A 16719-nucleotide genomic window follows, 5' to 3' on the forward strand; every position below is an offset into this window, starting at 1 on the left:
GCGTGCCCCCGCCAATCTTGCCTTCCTGACCATCTTCGGATAGGGCGTTGCTTATTTTTCAGGCAGTTTGATGCGTAACCTCGCCCCCATTCAGGTCGGTCCCGTCACGATCGACAGCCCCGTCGTCCTCGCCCCCATGACCGGCGTGACCGATATGCCGTTCCGCACGCTCGTCCGCCGCTACGGCTCGGGGCTGAACGTCACCGAGATGATCGCCAGCCAGGCCGCGATCCGGGAGACGCGTCAATCGATCCAGAAGGCCGCCTGGCACCCCCTCGAAGAGCCGGTGTCGATGCAGCTGGTCGGCTGCACCCCGCTGGAGATGGGCGAGGCCGCCAAGCTCAATGCGGATCGCGGCGCGGCGATCATCGACATCAATATGGGCTGTCCGGTGCGCAAGGTCGTCAACGGCGATGCGGGCTCGGCGCTGATGCGCGACCTGAAGCTGGCGTCCGCGATCATCGAGGCGACGGTGAAGGCGGTCGACGTGCCCGTCACGCTGAAGATGCGGATGGGCTGGTGCCATGACAGCCTGAATGCCCCCGAACTCGCACGTATCGCCGAGGATATCGGCGTGAAGATGATCACGGTCCATGGCCGCACCCGCAACCAGATGTACAAGGGCAGCGCCGACTGGGCGTTCATTCGCAACGTCAAGGACGCCGTCAACATCCCGGTGATCGCCAATGGCGACATCTGTTCGATCGACGATGCCGATGCGGCGCTGGACCAGTCGGGCGCGGACGGCATCATGATCGGGCGCGGTGCCTATGGCCGTCCGTGGCTGTTGGGTCAGATGATGCACTGGTTCGCCACCGGCGAGCGTCGCGCGGATCCCCCGCTGGACGAGCAATATCGCGCCGTTTCCGAACATTATGACGCGATGCTCGAGCATTACGGCGCCGAGACGGGCGTCAACATGGCCCGCAAGCATATCGGCTGGTACACGCGCGGGCTGCACGGCTCGGCCGATTTCCGCAACAAGGTGAACCAGGAGGCGAGCGCCGACCGGGTCAAGGCGATGCTGTACGACTTCTACATGCCGCAGATCGAGCTTGCCGCCGCTGCCTGAGCCGACCCGCCATGGCCGACCGGGTTTCGCCGCGCTGTTCGGGGCGCTGCCCGTGGCCGTGGTGGTGGTCGATCCCGATAATCGCATCGCCCATGCCAATGGCCTGGCCGAGCAGATGCTCAACCTGTCCGAGCGGGTGATGGTCGGACAGCCGGTCGAGGCGATCCTGCCCCCGCCGGACGCGCCGCGCAGCCGCGATGGCCATGGCTTTGCCGTGTACGATACCGAGATCGCGATGCCGCGTGGCCCCAAGATCCGGGTCGATTTCGTCGAGGCGCAAATTCCCGATCATCCCGGCTGGCGGGCCATCACGCTGCACAGCGCCGGTCCTTCCCGGCGGCTGGGCCATGCGTCGGAGCGCGGCGCGGGTGCGCGCGCGGCGGTCGGGGCGGCGGCGATGCTCGCGCACGAGATCAAGAACCCGCTGTCGGGGATACGCGGTGCCGCGCAGCTGCTGAACGGCGGAGAGTTGACCACCCTGATCACCACCGAGGTCGATCGCATCGCCGCGCTGATCGATCGGATGCAGGATTTCAGCGATACCCGGCCGTTGCCGCTGGTGCCGGAGAATATCTATCCGCTGCTCGCCCATGCGCGCAGCGTCGCGCTGGCCGGGTTTGCTAGGGGCATCCAGATCGAGGAACGGTTCGATCCCTCGCTGCCGCCCGCACGGATCAACCGGGACGCCCTTCTCCAGATCGTCATCAACCTGCTGAAGAATGCGCGGGAGGCCGTCCGCTCGGTGCGCAACCCCCGGATCATCCTGACCACCGCCTATCGACACGGCATGTCGGTCAGCACCGGCGAAGGGCAATCGCGCCTGCCGCTGCCGATCGAGATCTGCGTGATCGACAATGGTCCCGGTGCCCCGTCCGATATTGCCGACCATCTGTTCGACCCGTTCGTGTCGGGGCGTCGCGAGGGGCAGGGGCTGGGGCTGGCGCTGGTCGACAAGCTGGTCCGCGACATGAGCGGGATCGTCCAATATGCCAGAGAGGGTTCACCGGAAATGACCGTGCTGCGTCTGTTGCTGCCAAGGGCACGGGCATGAGCCATGTCCTGGTCGTCGATGACGACGCCGCGATCCGGACCGTCGTCGGGCAGGCGCTTCGCCGCGCCGGGCATGAGGTGACCGCTGTCGAGACGCTGGCCCGGCTCGATCGCGTGCTGACCGGCGGTGCCCCCGACGTGCTGGTGACCGATGTGATCCTGCCCGATGGGGATGGGATCGATCATATCCGCAGCGTCGCGGCACGCTTCCCGGCCCTTCCGATCATCATCCTGTCCGCGCAGAACACCCTGACCACCGCCGTGCGCGCGGCGGAGGTCGGCGCCTATGAATATCTGCCCAAGCCCTTCGATCTCGATGCGCTGACCAATGCGGTGGCCGGGGCGCTGGCGCGCGGCGGCGTGTTGGTCGAGGACGGGCTGGGCGAGGACGACCGCGCGCTGCCGTTGATCGGGCGGTCGCAGGCGATGCAGAGCGTGTATCGGATCATCGCGCGAGTCGTCGCCACCGACCTGACCGTCCTGATCTCCGGCGAGTCGGGCACGGGCAAGGAACTGGTCGCGCGCGCCATCCATGACCTTGGCCCGCGCCGCCAGGCCCCCTTCGTCGCGATCAACATGGCGGCAATCCCGCGCGAGTTGATCGAGGCGGAGCTGTTCGGCCATGAACGCGGCGCCTTTACCGGCGCGGCACAGCGCAATGCCGGTCGCTTCGAGCAGGCGGCGGGCGGCACGCTGTTCCTGGACGAGATCGGCGACATGCCGATGGAGGCGCAGACCCGGCTGCTCCGCGTGCTGCAATCTGGCGAGTTCACCACGGTCGGCGGTGCACGGACGATCCGCACCGATGTCCGGATCGTGGCCGCGACCAATCGCGATCTCAGCCAGCAGGTGACCTCGGGCCAGTTCCGCGAGGATTTGTTCTACCGGCTCAACGTCGTACCGATTACCCTGCCGTCGCTGCGGGAGCGGCGGCAGGATATTCCCTTGCTCGCCCGGCATTTCCTGGAGAATGCGGCGGCTCAGGGACTGCCCCGGCGCAAGGTGGATGCCCATGCCCTCGACGTGCTGGTTGCGCATGACTGGCCGGGCAATGTTCGCGAGCTGGAAAATCTGATGCGGCGGCTGGCCGTGCTGGCGCGCGACGAGGTGATCGATGCCGAGGCGGTGCGCGGGATGCTCGGCGAGGCGCCGCCGACCCTGGCCGCGGGCGGCGCGCCGTCGGACGGCGATCTGGCGGCGGCCGTCCGCACTTATCTGGCCCGGCTCGCTTCGGAACGCCCGGCGGCATTGGACGACGGCACGCTTTATGATCGCGTCATCAGCGAGGTCGAGCGCCCGCTGATCGAGGCGATGCTGGCGCGCCATGGCGGCAACCAGCTTCGCACCGCGCGGGCCATGGGGATCAACCGCAATACCTTGCGCAAGCGGCTCGATACCCTGCGAATTGCCGTGGGAAGCGAGGACGAGGGGCTCGACCCGGCCGCGTGATTTTTTGGAATTGTGGCTTGCAGGACACGCTCGACGTTGTACGATTGCAACGATGTTGGCGTTCCTGAAGCCTGCTGGTCCTGCCGAAACGCCGCGATCCCGCTTTGCGGTGACCCCGGCGGTCGAGCTGGCGGTGATCGTCGGCGCGGTTGCGATCGCGATCGGGACCTATTGGTTCATCGCCCGACAGCATGATGCGCAGGGACTGATCGCACCGCCGGTCATTGCGGGCCTGCTCGCGCTCAACCTGGTGCCGGGCATCCTGCTGCTGATGCTGCTTGGGCGACGCGTGGCGATGCGCCGGGCGGCGGAATCGGCCGTTGGCGGGGGCGGGCGGCTGCACGTCCGGTTGGTCGCGATCTTCTCGCTGACGGCCAGCGTTCCGATCCTGCTGACCGTCGTCACCGCATCGATGATGTTCCAGTCTTCGGCCGAATTCTGGATTTCCGATCGCGCCCGGAAAGCGTTCGGCGACGCGATGGATATCGCGCGCCAGTCGCAGCAGCAGATCATCAACCGCTGGATTCTGGCTGGGCGCGCCATGTCGAAGGATCTGGGGCGCAACTTGCCCCTGCTTCGCGAAAATCCGCGCGATTTCCACAATTATATGGCGCAGCAGACGATCGTGCGCGACCTGGAGGAGGCGGTCCTCTTCTCCTACGACCCCAAACAGGGGTTCAAATTCTACGATTTCTTCAACCAGCCCTCCGACGCCAGCTTCCGCAATCTGGTGACGCCCGACGTGATCGGGCAGGCGGGGCGATCGGACCAGCCGGTCGGCGGTGCCAACGAGCAGCGCGTCTGGGTCGTCACCCCCTTGCCCGACAGCGGCAACGTCATGCTCTATGTCGGCACCAGCGTGAACGCGGCCTTTCTCAGTCAACAGCATTTCGCGGCCGAGGATGTGGTCGATGGCTATCGCGCGCTGCAAGGCCGGGCGCGGTCGCTCCAACTGAAGTTCAACCTGGCGCTGCTCGCCGTTGCATTGCTGATCGTGGGGATCGCGGTGTGGATCGCGCTGGCGGTGGCCGACCGGCTGGTTCGGCCGGTCGGCGAGCTGGTCGATGCCGCACGCCGGATCGCGGGCGGCGACTTGACCGCGCGCGTGCCTGATCCCCGGACCCGCGACGAAGTCGGCACGCTGGCCAATGCCTTCAACCAGATGACCGGCCAGCTAGAGCAGCAGAACACCGAGCTGGTGACCGCCAATGCGCAGCTGCACAATCGCCGCGCGCTGATCGAAGCGGTGATGGCGGGCGTATCGGCAGGCGTCGTCGCGGTCGGGCGCGATCGGCAGGTGCGGATCGCCAATAATTCGGCCGACCTGCTGCTCGGTGCGGACCAGGGCGGGCTGGTGGGGCGCAAGCTCGGCGATGTCGCGCCCGAACTGGACGAGCTGCTCGACCAGGGGCGGCGCGAGGCGACGGTACAGGTGGCCTTGCACGGCGATATGCGGACATTGGCGGTGCGGATCGCGCAGACTGCGGACGGCCCCATCCTGACCTTCGACGACATCACCCAGCAGCTCCTCGACCAGCGCCGCGCCGCCTGGTCCGACGTCGCGCGCCGGATCGCGCACGAGATCAAGAACCCACTGACCCCGATCCAGCTCGCCGCCGAGCGGCTCCAACGCCGCTATGGCAAGGTGATCGATCCGGAGGACCAGACCTTTGGCCGCCTGACCGAGACGATCGTCCGCCAGGTCGGCGACCTGCGCCGCATGGTCGACGAATTCTCGTCCTTCGCGCGCATGCCCAAGCCGGTTTTCCGCGAAGAGGCCATTGCCGATATCTGCGCGCAGGCGATGTTCCTGCATGAAGTGGCGCATCCCGACGTGACGTTCGAGATCGTGCAGGACGACCCCGCCCCGACGCTCGTCTGCGACCGTCGCCAGATGAGCCAGGCGCTGACCAACATCGTCAAGAATGCGGTCGAAGCCATTGAGGGCAGGCCGGAAGGGGCCAAGGGCGGCAAGGTAGTGATGACCGTCGGCCAGCAGGCGAGCATGGTCACGATCACCGTCGCCGATAACGGCGTCGGCCTGCCGCCCGAGCGCGATCGCATCATCGAGCCCTATATGACGACCCGCGCGCGGGGCACCGGCCTGGGCCTGGCGATCGTCAACAAGATCATCGAGGAACATGCCGGCACGATCGGCTTTTCCGACAATCCGACCGGCGGCACCATCGTTTCGATGATGTTCGACGCCGGAGCCCTCGCTGCACTGGATCAGGGGGGCGCCGAACCCGAACTGGCTGGGGAGGGCCAGCTCACCGCTTTGACTCGTACCCGGACGTAAAGACACCATGGCTTTGGACATTCTCGTCGTCGATGACGAACTTGATATCCGCGAACTGGTCGCGGGCGTGCTGGAGGACGAGGGCTATGATGCCCGCGTCGCCGCCGACAGCGATTCCGCGCTGGAGGCGATGGCGGTGCGGCGGCCTTCGCTGGTCCTGCTCGACGTGTGGCTCCAGGGATCGAAGCTCGACGGGCTGGAATTGCTCGACGAGATCAAGCGGCGCGACCCGTCGATCCCGGTGCTCGTGATCTCCGGCCACGGCAATCTCGACACCGCCGTCGCCGCGATCCGCAAGGGGGCTGCGGACTTCATCGAAAAGCCGTTCGAGGCCGAACGCCTGTTGCTGATGGTCGGTCGCGCGACCGAGACCGAGCGGCTGCGGCGCGAGAACGCCTCGTTGCGCGCCAGTGTCGGGCGCGAGAACGACCTGACCGGATCGTCCAGCGCGATCAACGGCATTCGAGCCACCCTGAAGCGCGTCGCCGCGACGGGCAGCCGGGTGCTGATCATGGGCGCGGCGGGCGTCGGCAAGGAGGTCGCTGCGCGGCTCCTCCATGGCTGGAGCAACCGCGTCGACGCACCCTTCGTCGTGGTCAGCGCTGCCCGGATGACGCCCGAGCGGGTCGAGGAGGAGCTGTTCGGGGTGGAGGAGGGGGGTGACCTCGTCCGTACGGGCCTTCTCGAACAGGCGCATGGCGGCACGCTGTTCCTCGACGAGATCGCCGACATGCCGATCGCGACCCAGGCGCGCATCCTGCGTGTCCTGACCGATCAGAGCTTCACGCGCGTCGGCGGTACGCGCGTCGTCAAGGTCGATGTCCGCGTCGTATCCGCCACCGCGCGCGATCTGACCCAGGAAATCGCCGAGGGACGTTTCCGCGAAGATCTTTACTACCGGCTCAACGTGGTGCCGGTGACGATCCCCTCGCTGGCGGAGCGGCGTGAGGATATTCCTCCGCTGGTCGAGCATTTCATGGCGCATTACGCATCCGAGCGGCGCGTACGCACGCCCGAGATCGCACCCGATGCGATGGTCGCCATGCAATCCTATGATTGGCCGGGCAATGTCCGCCAGCTGCGCAACGTCGTCGAACGCACGATCATCCTGGCGCCGGGCGATCGGCTCGCACGGATCGACCTCGACCTGCTGCCCGCCGAAGTGCTGGGCGAGGGGGCCGATATGGGGGGCGGGGGCGCCACCGCCATCATGGGGGCACCGCTCCGCGAGGCGAGGGAAAGCTTCGAGCGCGAATATCTGCGCGTTCAGATCCGGCGCTTCTCGGGCAATATATCGCGCACCGCCAGCTTCATCGGAATGGAGCGCTCGGCGCTTCATCGCAAGCTGAAGCTGCTCGGGATCAGCGAGACGCGCGAGGATTGATCGGTGCCGGGTGTCCGCCCCCTCTGGACGAATGCCCGGCGAAACCATAGATACTCGGGGCGTCCGGCGCACGGGCGCGGTTCCGACGCCGGGAAACGGCGCAATTCGCGGGCACGGACCCGCCAAGAACAAGGGCTTCCCCATGGCCGACAAAGCGGGTTCGCTTCAGGACCTCTTCCTCAATGCACTGCGCCGCTCCAAGGCGCCGGTCACCATGTTCCTCGTCAAGGGCGTCAAGCTGCAGGGCATCGTGACGTGGTTCGACAACTTCTCGGTGCTGCTGCGTCGCGATGGTCAGTCGCAGCTGATCTACAAGCATGCCATCTCCACCATCATGCCCTCGGGCCCGCTGGACGTGGCCGCCATCGTCGACGGCGTGACCGAACAGCAGCGCAAGAACCCGCTTTTGCAGGAGATTTTCCTCAACGCGGTGCGCAAGTCCGAAGACCCCGTCACCATGTTCCTGATCAACGGCGTGATGCTGCAGGGGCAGATTGCGGGTTTCGACCTGTTCTGCATGCTGCTTCAGCGTGAGGGCATGGCGCAGCTCGTCTACAAGCATGCGGTTTCCACCATTCAGCCCGCACGGCCGCTGAACCTGGCGGAAGAGCAGGCGGGATCGGCCGAGGATTGAGCACCGGTTTCGATCGCGATCGCGGCGAATTCGCGCGTGGTGCCCGGACCGTCATCGTCCTGCCCGACCAGGGCGATGCCGCCCGTGACGCCGATGCGCGCCTGGACGAAACCGCCGGGCTTGCCATGGCGATCGGGCTGGATGTGGTCGAACGGATCGCGCTGCGCGTTCGGGCACCGAAACCCGCCACCCTGATCGGCAGCGGTCAGGTCGAGCAGGTTGCGCAGCAGGTCCGCATGGAGGACGCGCAGCTTGTCGTATTCGACGGCGCGCTGACGCCTGTGCAGCAGCGCAACCTCGAAACCGCGCTGGAGGCGAAGGTCATCGACCGCACCGGCCTGATCCTCGAAATTTTCGGGGAACGGGCCGCGACCGCCGAAGGGCGGTTGCAGGTCGAACTCGCCCATCTGGACTATCAGGCGGGGCGGCTGGTTCGCAGCTGGACCCATTTGGAGCGTCAGCGCGGCGGCTTCGGCTTTCTTGGCGGCCCCGGTGAGACGCAGATCGAAGCCGATCGGCGGATGATCCGCGATCGCATGGCGCGGTTGCGGCGCGAACTCGATCAGGTCAGTCGGACGCGTGGGCTCCACCGCGACCGACGCCAGCGCGCGCCCTGGCCGGTGATCGCGCTGGTCGGGTATACCAATGCCGGAAAATCGACGCTTTTCAATCGGCTGACCGGCGCTCATGTCATGGCGAAGGATCTGCTCTTCGCCACGCTAGATCCGACCTTGCGCCAGATCCAGTTGCCCGGCATCGACAAGGCGATCCTGTCCGACACGGTGGGTTTCGTATCCGATCTGCCGACCCAGTTGGTGGCCGCATTCAAGGCGACGCTGGAGGAAGTGGTGTCGGCCGACCTGCTGATCCATGTCCGCGACATCGCGCATCCCGATACCGAAGCGCAGCGCGCCGATGTCGAGGCGGTGCTGACCGAGATCGGCGTCGATCCCGAAACGCCCCGGTTCGAGGCGTGGAACAAGGTCGATCTGGTCGAGGGCGATCTGCGTGAAGACCTGCTGACCGAGGCCGCGCGACGGCCGAATATCGTCGCCTTGTCGGCGATGACGGGCGAGGGGGTCGATGACCTGATCGGGCAGGTCGCGGCGGCTCTGACCTCCGGCCACCGCCGCTACCGCGTCACGCTGGACGCGGGCGACGGGGCGGGGGCCGCCTGGCTGCACGCGCATGGCGAGGTGCTGGATCAGACGATCGAGGACGACGAAGCCGTTTACGACGTGCGGTTGTCGGAGGCGGATTACGACCGCTTTACCCGCCGCGTTCCTTGACCCTCTGCCAAAGGGCTTCCTTGCCTGCGAGGTCGAGTGCAGCGAAATCATCGCCTGCCTCGGCCTCCATGGCACGGAAGCGGCGCTCGAACTTGCGGTTGCCGGCGCGAAGGGCGGCTTCGGGATCGACGCCATGGTGGCGCGCCCAGTTAACGACGGCGAACAGCAGGTCGCCAAATTCCTCTTCCAGCGTGTCGGGCGTAGCTTCGGCAATTTCCTGAAGCTCTTCGTCGATCTTGGCGCGCGGACCCTCGGCATCCGGCCAGTCGAAGCCGACCCGCGCCGCACGATTCTGCAATTTCTCGGCGCGCATCAGGGCCGGAAGGCCTAGCGCCACGCCATCCAGCGTTCCCTCGGCGGCCCTGGAGCGGCGTTCCTCCGCCTTGATCTGCTCCCACAGGTAATGGCCGCCCGAGGCCGCGTTGCCGAAGATATGGGGATGACGCCGCTCCATCTTGTCGCTGATCGCGGCCACGACATCGGCAAAGGTGAAATGCCCCCGATCCTGCGCGATCTGCGCATGAAACACGACCTGGAGCAGCAGGTCGCCCAGTTCGTCCTTGAGCTCGGCCATGTCGCCACGGGCGATCGCATCGGCGACTTCATGCGCTTCCTCGATCGTATAGGGAGCGATACTTTCAAAACTCTGCGCCACGTCCCATTCGCAACCGGACTGGGGATCGCGCAGGCGTTTCATAATAGTCAGCAGCCGTTCGACAGCCATAGATCCTCACGTATGATAATATGTATTATGTAAAAACAGGTCGGTCTTGCGGGTTGAGTACCAAGGTCCCCCTGTCGACTTTCCACCCCTTCAAACGCCGCAGGACGTTCATGCCGATCACGTCCTGATCGCCAAAGGCTGGCGAAACGACCGCACCGACATCATCCAGCGCAATCGCCCCGATCTCCAGCTCCCGGATCGTCGTATGGTCAGCGGTGATCGTGCCATTGGCGGTATCGATTATCCGCGGAAACGGGCTCTCGTCCAGGTCGAGCCCCGCCGCCTTGGCGGTCGCGACCGATAGCGCCGTCGTCGTCGCGCCGCTGTCGACAAGCATGCGACGCGGAACGCCGTTGATGCGCGCCATGACCCAGAAATGACCGTCCTTCGCGATGGGAATATGCACCGAGGCTTGTGGTGCCGCAGCGCCCGGCCAAAGGGCGGCCAAACGGTCGCGCTGAGCCAGGATCAGAAAGCCGATCCCGAAAATGCCGATCCAGGCCAGAGCCATTTGCAAGGTTTGGCGCAGCGGAATGCGCCGCGCGGCCAAGGCACTGAGCGCGAGGAGCAGGATCAGGCTAAAATAGACGAGGTCCGCGGCCCGATCGGCGGTCACGGGATCAGGTCCATGCCGTCATAGGCGGGCTCCACCCCGTCGGGCAGTTCACGGCGCAAGGTCGCATAATCCATCGACTGATCCATATGGATCAGCACGCTCCGCCTTGGCCGCAGCATCGCGATCCAGTCCAGCACCGATGGCAGGTCAGCATGCGCGGGATGCGGATGACGGCGCAGCGCATCGACGATCCAAATATCTAGATCACGGTAAAGCGCGGCCATTTCCGGCGTCAGTTCATGGAAATCCGTGGCATAGCCGATGCTGTTGCCATCGCATTCGAAGCGGAAACCCGCCGAACGGGTCCGCCCGTGCGGCTGATCCACGGTGCGGATATGAATGTCGCCGATCGTCAGACTGTCGCCCAGCTCGGTCATGGTCGCGGTCGGAGGATAGCCGGTCTTGCCGTGAAAGACATAGCCGAAGCGGTTTTCGAGCGATGCGGCAGTTGCTGGCCGGGCATAGCCGCTCACCGGCTCGCCCAGGGCATGGAAGATTTGCCGAAGGTCATCGATACCATGGCAATGATCGGCATGGTCGTGGGTCCACAGGACCGCATCGACCGTGGCGACATTCGCGGCCAGCAACTGCTCGCGCATGTCGGGGCCAGTATCGATCAGGATGCGGGTATCGCCATGCTCGACCAGCGCGGCCATACGCATCCGCCGGTTGCGCGGCTCGGTCGGATCGCATGCGCCCCAGTCGTTGCCGATCCGGGGCACGCCCGACGATGTCCCGCACCCCAGGATGCGAAGCTTCATGCGCGTGTCTTCGAAAACAGACGATGAAAATTCTCGGCGGTGGCGCGGGTCAGATCCTCGAAGGATTCCCCGCGCAGATCGGCCAGGAATTGCGCGGTGTCGGCGACGAAGGACGGCTCCCCCGTCTTGCCCCGATGCGGTACCGGCGCCAGGAAGGGCGCGTCCGTCTCGATCAGCAGACGGTCGAGCGGCAGCCGCGCAGCCGTCTGTTGCAGATCCTTGGCATTCTTGAAGGTTACGATGCCCGAGATCGAGATATAAAAGCCCAATGCCAATGCCCTGTCGGCAAAATCTCCACTCGCCGTGAAGCAGTGGATTACCCCGGGATAGGCCCCCTTCCCCATCTCGTCGGCCAGGATTTCGGCGGTGTCGTCCTCTGCTTCGCGGGTGTGGACGACAAGCGGCAGGCCGGTTTCGCGACAGGCGGCGATATGCGCGCGAAAGCTCGCCTGCTGGCGCGCGCGGTCGCTATGGTCGTAGAAATAGTCCAGCCCGCTTTCGCCGATGCCGACGACGCGCGGATGCGCCGCCCGCTCGATCAGCTTGGCGGTATCGATATGAGGATGCGCATCGGCCTCGTGCGGATGGATGCCGACCGTCGCCCAGACGTCGGGCTCGCGCTCGGCAGTGGCGATGACGGCATCCCATTCGTTCTCCCGCGTGGAGATGTTGAGCATCGCGGTCACGCCGCGGTCGCGTGCGCGCGCCAGTACCGCCTGATCCTCCGCCAGCCCCTTATAGTTGAGGTGGCAATGGCTGTCGGCAAGCATCAGGCGTCCGCCTCGGCCGGGATTTCCAGTCGCGGAAAGGCCGGGGACGGCGGGGACAGCGGCACGCCATTGGCGGCACGGCGGGCATACCACCCGTCATCGTCGATCGCGGCATGATCGCGCTCGTCCGCGCCCAGCGTATCGAGCACCAGCCCCGCCCCGCGCGGCGTGACGGGCAGGATGGCGATCGCCAGCATCCGGATCGCGCGGACCAGCGTGCCCAGCACGGCGTGCATCCGCTCCGGATCGGTCTTGCGCAACGACCAGGGCGCCTGCACGTCGATATACTGGTTGCAGGCATAGACGCCGCGCATCCACGCCTCGATCCCCTGGCTGAGCGCCAGATCGCCGAATGCGGTCTTCAGCGCGGCGCAGGCGACGACCACCTCTTCCAGCAAGACGGCATCGGCCGGATCGCTCCGCCCCACCTCGGGCAAGGCGCCACCCAAATTCTTGGCGATGAACGACAGGGTGCGCTGCGCCAGATTGCCGAAGCTGTTGGCCAGCTCCGCGTTGACGCGGGTCACGATCGCCTCGGCCGAATAGGAACCGTCCTGCCCAAAACTGACTTCGCGCAGGAAGAAATATCGCAGCGCATCGACGCCGAAGGCATCGGCCAGGCCCATCGGATCGACCACGTTGCCGACCGACTTCGACATCTTCTCGCCCCGGTGGAGCAGGAAGCCATGGCCGAAGACCGATTGCGGCAGCGGCAGGTCCGCCGACATCAGGAAGGCTGGCCAATAGACGGTGTGGAACCGCACGATGTCCTTGCCGATCAGGTGAAGATTGGCAGGCCAGAAACGCGCCAGTTCGCTGTCCTTGTCGGGATAGCCGGTGCCGGTCAGGTAATTGGTCAGCGCGTCGACCCAGACATACATGACGTGGCCGGGGCTGTCGGGCACCGGCACCCCCCAGTCGAAGCTGGTGCGCGAGACCGACAGGTCGGACAGCCCGCCCTCGACGAAGCGCATCACCTCGTTCCGACGGCTTTCGGGGCGGATGAAATCCGGATTGTTGCGATACAGGTCGAGCAGCGGCTGCTGATATTTGGACAGACGGAAGAACCAGGTCTCCTCCGCCGTCCATTCCACCGGCGTGCCCTGCGGCGACAGCTTGGTCCCGTCCTCGCCGACGGTCAGTTCGCTCTCGTCGTAAAAGGCCTCGTCGCGAACCGAATACCAGCCTTCGTAGCGATCGAGATACAGATCGCCCTTGTCCTGCATCGCCTTCCAGATCGCCTGGCTCGCGGCATAGTGATCGGCGTCGACGGTCCGGATGAACCGGTCATAGGAAATGTCAAGACGATCGGCCATGACATGGAAATGACTGGACATTTCATCCGCGAACTCGCGCGTTGAAATGCCGCGCGCACGCGCCGCCTGTGCCATTTTCAGGCCATGCTCGTCGGTGCCCGTCTGGAACAGCACGTCGCGCCCCGCCTGACGCTGAAAGCGGGCGATGACGTCGGCGGCGACCATCTCATAGGCATGGCCGATATGCGGACGGCCATTAGGATAGTGGATCGCGGTGGTGATATAGAATGGATCGGCCATGGCTGGTCCCTAGAACATCGCCTCGCGCAGGTGAAGCCGCCGCGTTCAGCCGCGTAACGTCCAGGCGAACCAGAGCCATCCGACGATCAGGACCGTTCCCCCGATCGGCGTGATCGCCCCCAGCCAGCGCGGCGCGCCAAAGGCCATGGCATAAAGCGTACCGGCAAAGATCGCCGCCCCGATTACGAAAGCCCATGCCACCCCGCGCGCCTCGAAGCGCAAGGCGACCAGGGCGGCGACGGCATGGATCAGCTGATACTGACCGCCGGTGCGCAGCCACTCGACGGCCGCGCCCTCGGCCCGGTGCGCGCCGAAGGCCCCCGCCGCAATCGCGATCGCGCCCGACAACGTCGCCCATATCGCCACCAATCCCATGGTCAGCCCTTCCGTTCGTCCTGCGTGATGATCCGGTCGTTCGCCGCGCGCAGATCGCCCGCCTCGGCCTGGGCGGCGAGCCGTTCCTTGTCGCGCGCGCGGTACATCGCCTCGACCCGTTCGATCTCCGCCTCGCCGACATCGAGACTGCCCAGCGCCAGCCGCGCCATCTTGACTGCGGACTCCAGCACCTCGCGGACCACATAGGCGGCCGGTCCGCCCTTCAGCCGCAGCACCGCCCGCCGATCATAGGCGCGCACGAACAGCGCCGCATTCGGGAAGGCGGCATGGACGCTTTCCAGCAGATCGAGCGTGATCTGGTCGTCGTCGAGGCAGAACAGGATCAGCTCGGCCTCTGCCGCGCCCGCCTGGCGCAACAGGTCCAGCCGGGTGCCGTCGCCATAATAGACCTTGGCGCCGAACGAGGCGGCGATGTCGATCATCTCGATATCGCGGTCGATCAGCGTGACGGGAATGTCGCTGGCGATCAGCATCTGCGCGACCGTCTGGCCAAAGCGCCCATAACCGACGATCAGGGCGTTGGCACCGTCGGTTACCGGCCCCTGGCGCTCGCCGCCCCGGGTAATTACCGGTTCCTCGCGAATGCTGCGCGTCGCGCGCATCAGGAACGGCGTGGTCGCCATCGACAGGGTAATGATCGCGCCGAACAGGCTCGCCGCCTCGGGCGCGATCAGATAGCCCTGCTGGGCCTGGGCGAACAGCACGAAGCCGAACTCGCCGCCCTGGCTCATCAGCAGGCCCAGCGCGAGCGCGGAGCGCCAGTTCATCCGGAACGCCAGCCCGATCAGGGCGATGACCCCGGTCTTCGTCGCGATCAGCGCCAGCGCCATGACCGCGACGAACACGGGCCGCTGGGCGATGGCGGGCAGATCGAGCATCATGCCGACCGCCAGAAAGAACAGACCGAGCAGGATCGAGCGGAAGGGTTCGACATCGGCCTCCAGCTCATGCCGGTACGGGCTGTCGGCGAGCATCACGCCCGCGATAAAGGCGCCCAGGGCGGTCGACAGGCCCAGCATCTCCATCACCGCCGCGCTAGCGATGACGGTAAAGAGGCCCGCAAAGACGAACATTTCGCGTTCGCCCATATTGCCGATCAGGCGGAAGAGCGGGCGCAGCAGGAAGCGCCCCGCCACGATCAGCCCGATGATGGCGCCGACCGTCTCAAGCGCGAGGATCCAGCCCGGCGGCCCGGCGTGATCGGCGGGATTGCGCGACATGGCCGCGACGATGGTGATCAGCGGGACGATCGACAGATCCTGGAACAACAGGATCGAGAAGGCCCGCTCGCCAAAGGGTGTCCGCAACCGCCCCGAGGACTGGAGCATCGGCAGCACCTGCGCGGTCGATGACAGGGCGAGCGGCAGGCCCAGCGCCAGCGCCGCCTCCAGCGAGAAATGCGCGAGCAGGACGATACCGCTGATCGCCAGCCCGCAGGCGGCGACCTGGAGCAGCCCCAGTCCGAAAATCTCGTGCTTCATCCGCCACAACCGGGCGGGATTGAGCTCCAGCCCGACGATGAACAGGAGAAGCGTGATACCGATCTCGGCAATGCCCAGCTTCGACTCGGCGTCGCCGACCAGCCCCAGGACATGCGGTCCGACGACCGCGCCCGCGACCAGATAACCCAGCGTCGCGCCAAGCCCCAGTCGGCGGAAGATCAGAACGAAAGCGAGACCGAAGCCGAACAGGATCGCGCCGTCACGGATCAGCGAGACCTCGCCATGCATCAGCGCCGCGCTCCCGCTTCCTGCGCGGCCTCGGCGGCGGCCTCGAACGCCAGGCGGATCGAGGGGTGGCGCGCGGTATAGGGCAAGGCGGGGGCAAAGACGTCGAGCCCCGGCCAGTCGGGCGCGTCCCCCTGTCCGCTCGCCAGCCAGTCGGTCAGGCGGTCGCGGGCGGCCGTGAGCTCGGACGGAGTGCGCCCCACGACATGGCCTGCTAGCAATGCCGAGGATGCCTGACCCAGCGCGCAGGCACGGACCAGCATCCCGACCTCGCTCACCCGCCCGTCCTCGTCCAGATTGACGTCGACGGTCACCCGGCTGCCGCAAATGGGCGAGCGGCGCTCGACGCTGGCCATCGGGTCGGCCAGGCGGCGGTCATGCGGGATGGCGGTGGTCAGCCGCAGGATCTCGGCATTGTAGAGGGGGGCGGTCATGACGGCGTCTCGCTATTTGAGGCGGCGGGCGGGGTGGGCGCGCCGAAGACGGGAAGCCCGCGACGGCGGCGATCGACGAAATCGGCGATCCCGGCGCTGGTGGCGTTGAGCAGCTTGTAGGTCCGGCTCTTGACCATCCAGTCGGGTCGCCGGGCGGGACCGCCGCTGACCGTATCGACCATCAGCGCGACGACCAGGAAGACGAGGCTCGCCAGGATCAGCCCCTTGAGCGCGCCGAAGCCGAAGCCCAGCGCCCGGTCGACCGGCCCCAGCACCGAGGTCCGCGTACGCTGTCCGATCGCCCGCGCGACCAGCCGCCCGCCAAGATAGGTGACGCCGACGATCAGCGCGAAGGCCAGCACCGCCGCGCCCGACACGGTGCCGACCACGCCGGTCAGGGTCTGGGCCAGCGGAATATGGAACAGCTTCAACGCGGCGACCATCGCGACCCAGGCGAAGAGCGCCAGCACCTCGGTCACGAAACCGCGCAGGAAACCCTGGATCGCCGCGCCGAACACCGCGATCAGGACAAGAATATCAAGGGCCGTCAACGCCTGG

At 66.3% G+C, this 16719-nt stretch carries 16 protein-coding genes; 7 read left to right on the forward strand and 9 right to left on the reverse strand.

The window, feature by feature from the left end; genetic code table 11:
* Positions 1–70: 70 nt before the first annotated feature.
* From dusB to hflX, 7 genes are all read left to right on the forward strand, one after another.
* On the forward strand, positions 71–1072 hold the full coding sequence (dusB, locus tag QE363_RS11820; RefSeq protein ID WP_309695450.1) for a tRNA dihydrouridine synthase DusB: 1002 nt from the start codon (positions 71–73) through the stop codon (positions 1070–1072).
* Complete coding sequence (locus QE363_RS11825; RefSeq protein ID WP_309695452.1) at positions 1056–2123, forward strand: ATP-binding protein; 1068 nt, start codon at positions 1056–1058, stop codon at positions 2121–2123. The genes dusB and QE363_RS11825 overlap by 17 nt, the downstream gene beginning before the upstream one ends.
* Positions 2120–3571 carry a nitrogen regulation protein NR(I) gene (ntrC, locus tag QE363_RS11830; RefSeq protein WP_309695455.1) on the forward strand — a complete coding sequence of 484 codons (1452 nt, stop codon included), beginning with the start codon at positions 2120–2122 and terminating at the stop codon, positions 3569–3571. Before QE363_RS11825 ends, ntrC begins: the two co-directional genes overlap by 4 nt.
* Positions 3572–3623: 52 nt before the next feature.
* Positions 3624–5870 carry an ATP-binding protein gene (locus QE363_RS11835; RefSeq protein ID WP_309695456.1) on the forward strand — a complete coding sequence of 749 codons (2247 nt, stop codon included), beginning with the start codon at positions 3624–3626 and terminating at the stop codon, positions 5868–5870.
* 7 nt (positions 5871–5877) lie between these two features.
* Positions 5878–7254 carry a sigma-54 dependent transcriptional regulator gene (locus tag QE363_RS11840; RefSeq protein ID WP_307098786.1) on the forward strand — a complete coding sequence of 459 codons (1377 nt, stop codon included), beginning with the start codon at positions 5878–5880 and terminating at the stop codon, positions 7252–7254.
* Between the two features lie 142 nt (positions 7255–7396).
* Complete coding sequence (gene hfq, locus QE363_RS11845) at positions 7397–7888, forward strand: RNA chaperone Hfq (protein ID WP_373424613.1); 492 nt, start codon at positions 7397–7399, stop codon at positions 7886–7888.
* Positions 7885–9177: a GTPase HflX gene (hflX, locus tag QE363_RS11850; RefSeq protein ID WP_309695460.1), complete on the forward strand. Its 1293-nt coding sequence runs from the start codon at positions 7885–7887 to the stop codon at positions 9175–9177. The genes hfq and hflX overlap by 4 nt, the downstream gene beginning before the upstream one ends.
* Here the strand turns inward: hflX and mazG are convergent.
* From mazG to QE363_RS11895, 9 genes are read right to left on the reverse strand one after another with little or no spacing between them, the layout of a single operon-like run.
* Entirely contained in the window at positions 9158–9874 is a 717-nt protein-coding gene (gene mazG, locus QE363_RS11855; protein ID WP_309695462.1) for a nucleoside triphosphate pyrophosphohydrolase, read from the reverse strand. The two genes, hflX and mazG, sit on opposite strands and share 20 nt — an antisense overlap.
* Before the next feature lie 52 nt (positions 9875–9926).
* Positions 9927–10517 carry a TIGR02281 family clan AA aspartic protease gene (locus QE363_RS11860; RefSeq protein WP_309695464.1) on the reverse strand — a complete coding sequence of 197 codons (591 nt, stop codon included), beginning with the start codon at positions 10515–10517 and terminating at the stop codon, positions 9927–9929.
* Entirely contained in the window at positions 10514–11278 is a 765-nt protein-coding gene (locus QE363_RS11865) for an MBL fold metallo-hydrolase (RefSeq protein WP_309695465.1), read from the reverse strand. The genes QE363_RS11860 and QE363_RS11865 overlap by 4 nt, the downstream gene beginning before the upstream one ends.
* Positions 11275–12048, reverse strand: coding sequence for a TatD family hydrolase (locus QE363_RS11870; protein WP_309695469.1), 774 nt, complete (start codon positions 12046–12048; stop codon positions 11275–11277). Before QE363_RS11870 ends, QE363_RS11865 begins: the two co-directional genes overlap by 4 nt.
* Complete coding sequence (gene metG, locus QE363_RS11875) at positions 12048–13604, reverse strand: methionine--tRNA ligase (RefSeq protein WP_309695471.1); 1557 nt, start codon at positions 13602–13604, stop codon at positions 12048–12050. Before metG ends, QE363_RS11870 begins: the two co-directional genes overlap by 1 nt.
* 45 nt (positions 13605–13649) lie before the next feature.
* Positions 13650–13979 (reverse strand): DUF423 domain-containing protein, encoded by a 330-nt coding sequence (locus tag QE363_RS11880; RefSeq protein WP_309695473.1) that lies wholly within the window; start codon positions 13977–13979, stop codon positions 13650–13652.
* A 2-nt stretch (positions 13980–13981) separates the two neighbouring features.
* Positions 13982–15730, reverse strand: coding sequence for a cation:proton antiporter (locus QE363_RS11885; protein ID WP_309695475.1), 1749 nt, complete (start codon positions 15728–15730; stop codon positions 13982–13984).
* Positions 15730–16161, reverse strand: coding sequence for an iron-sulfur cluster assembly scaffold protein (locus QE363_RS11890; protein ID WP_309695477.1), 432 nt, complete (start codon positions 16159–16161; stop codon positions 15730–15732). The genes QE363_RS11885 and QE363_RS11890 overlap by 1 nt, the downstream gene beginning before the upstream one ends.
* A complete protein-coding gene (locus QE363_RS11895; RefSeq protein WP_307098809.1) occupies positions 16158–16712 on the reverse strand; it encodes a CvpA family protein in 555 nt (184 codons plus the stop codon). Before QE363_RS11895 ends, QE363_RS11890 begins: the two co-directional genes overlap by 4 nt.
* Between the last annotated feature and the right edge of the window lie 7 nt (positions 16713–16719).

The sequence above is a fragment of the Sphingomonas sp. SORGH_AS_0870 genome (assembly GCF_031453175.1).
Taxonomy (GTDB): Bacteria; Pseudomonadota; Alphaproteobacteria; order Sphingomonadales; family Sphingomonadaceae; genus Sphingomonas.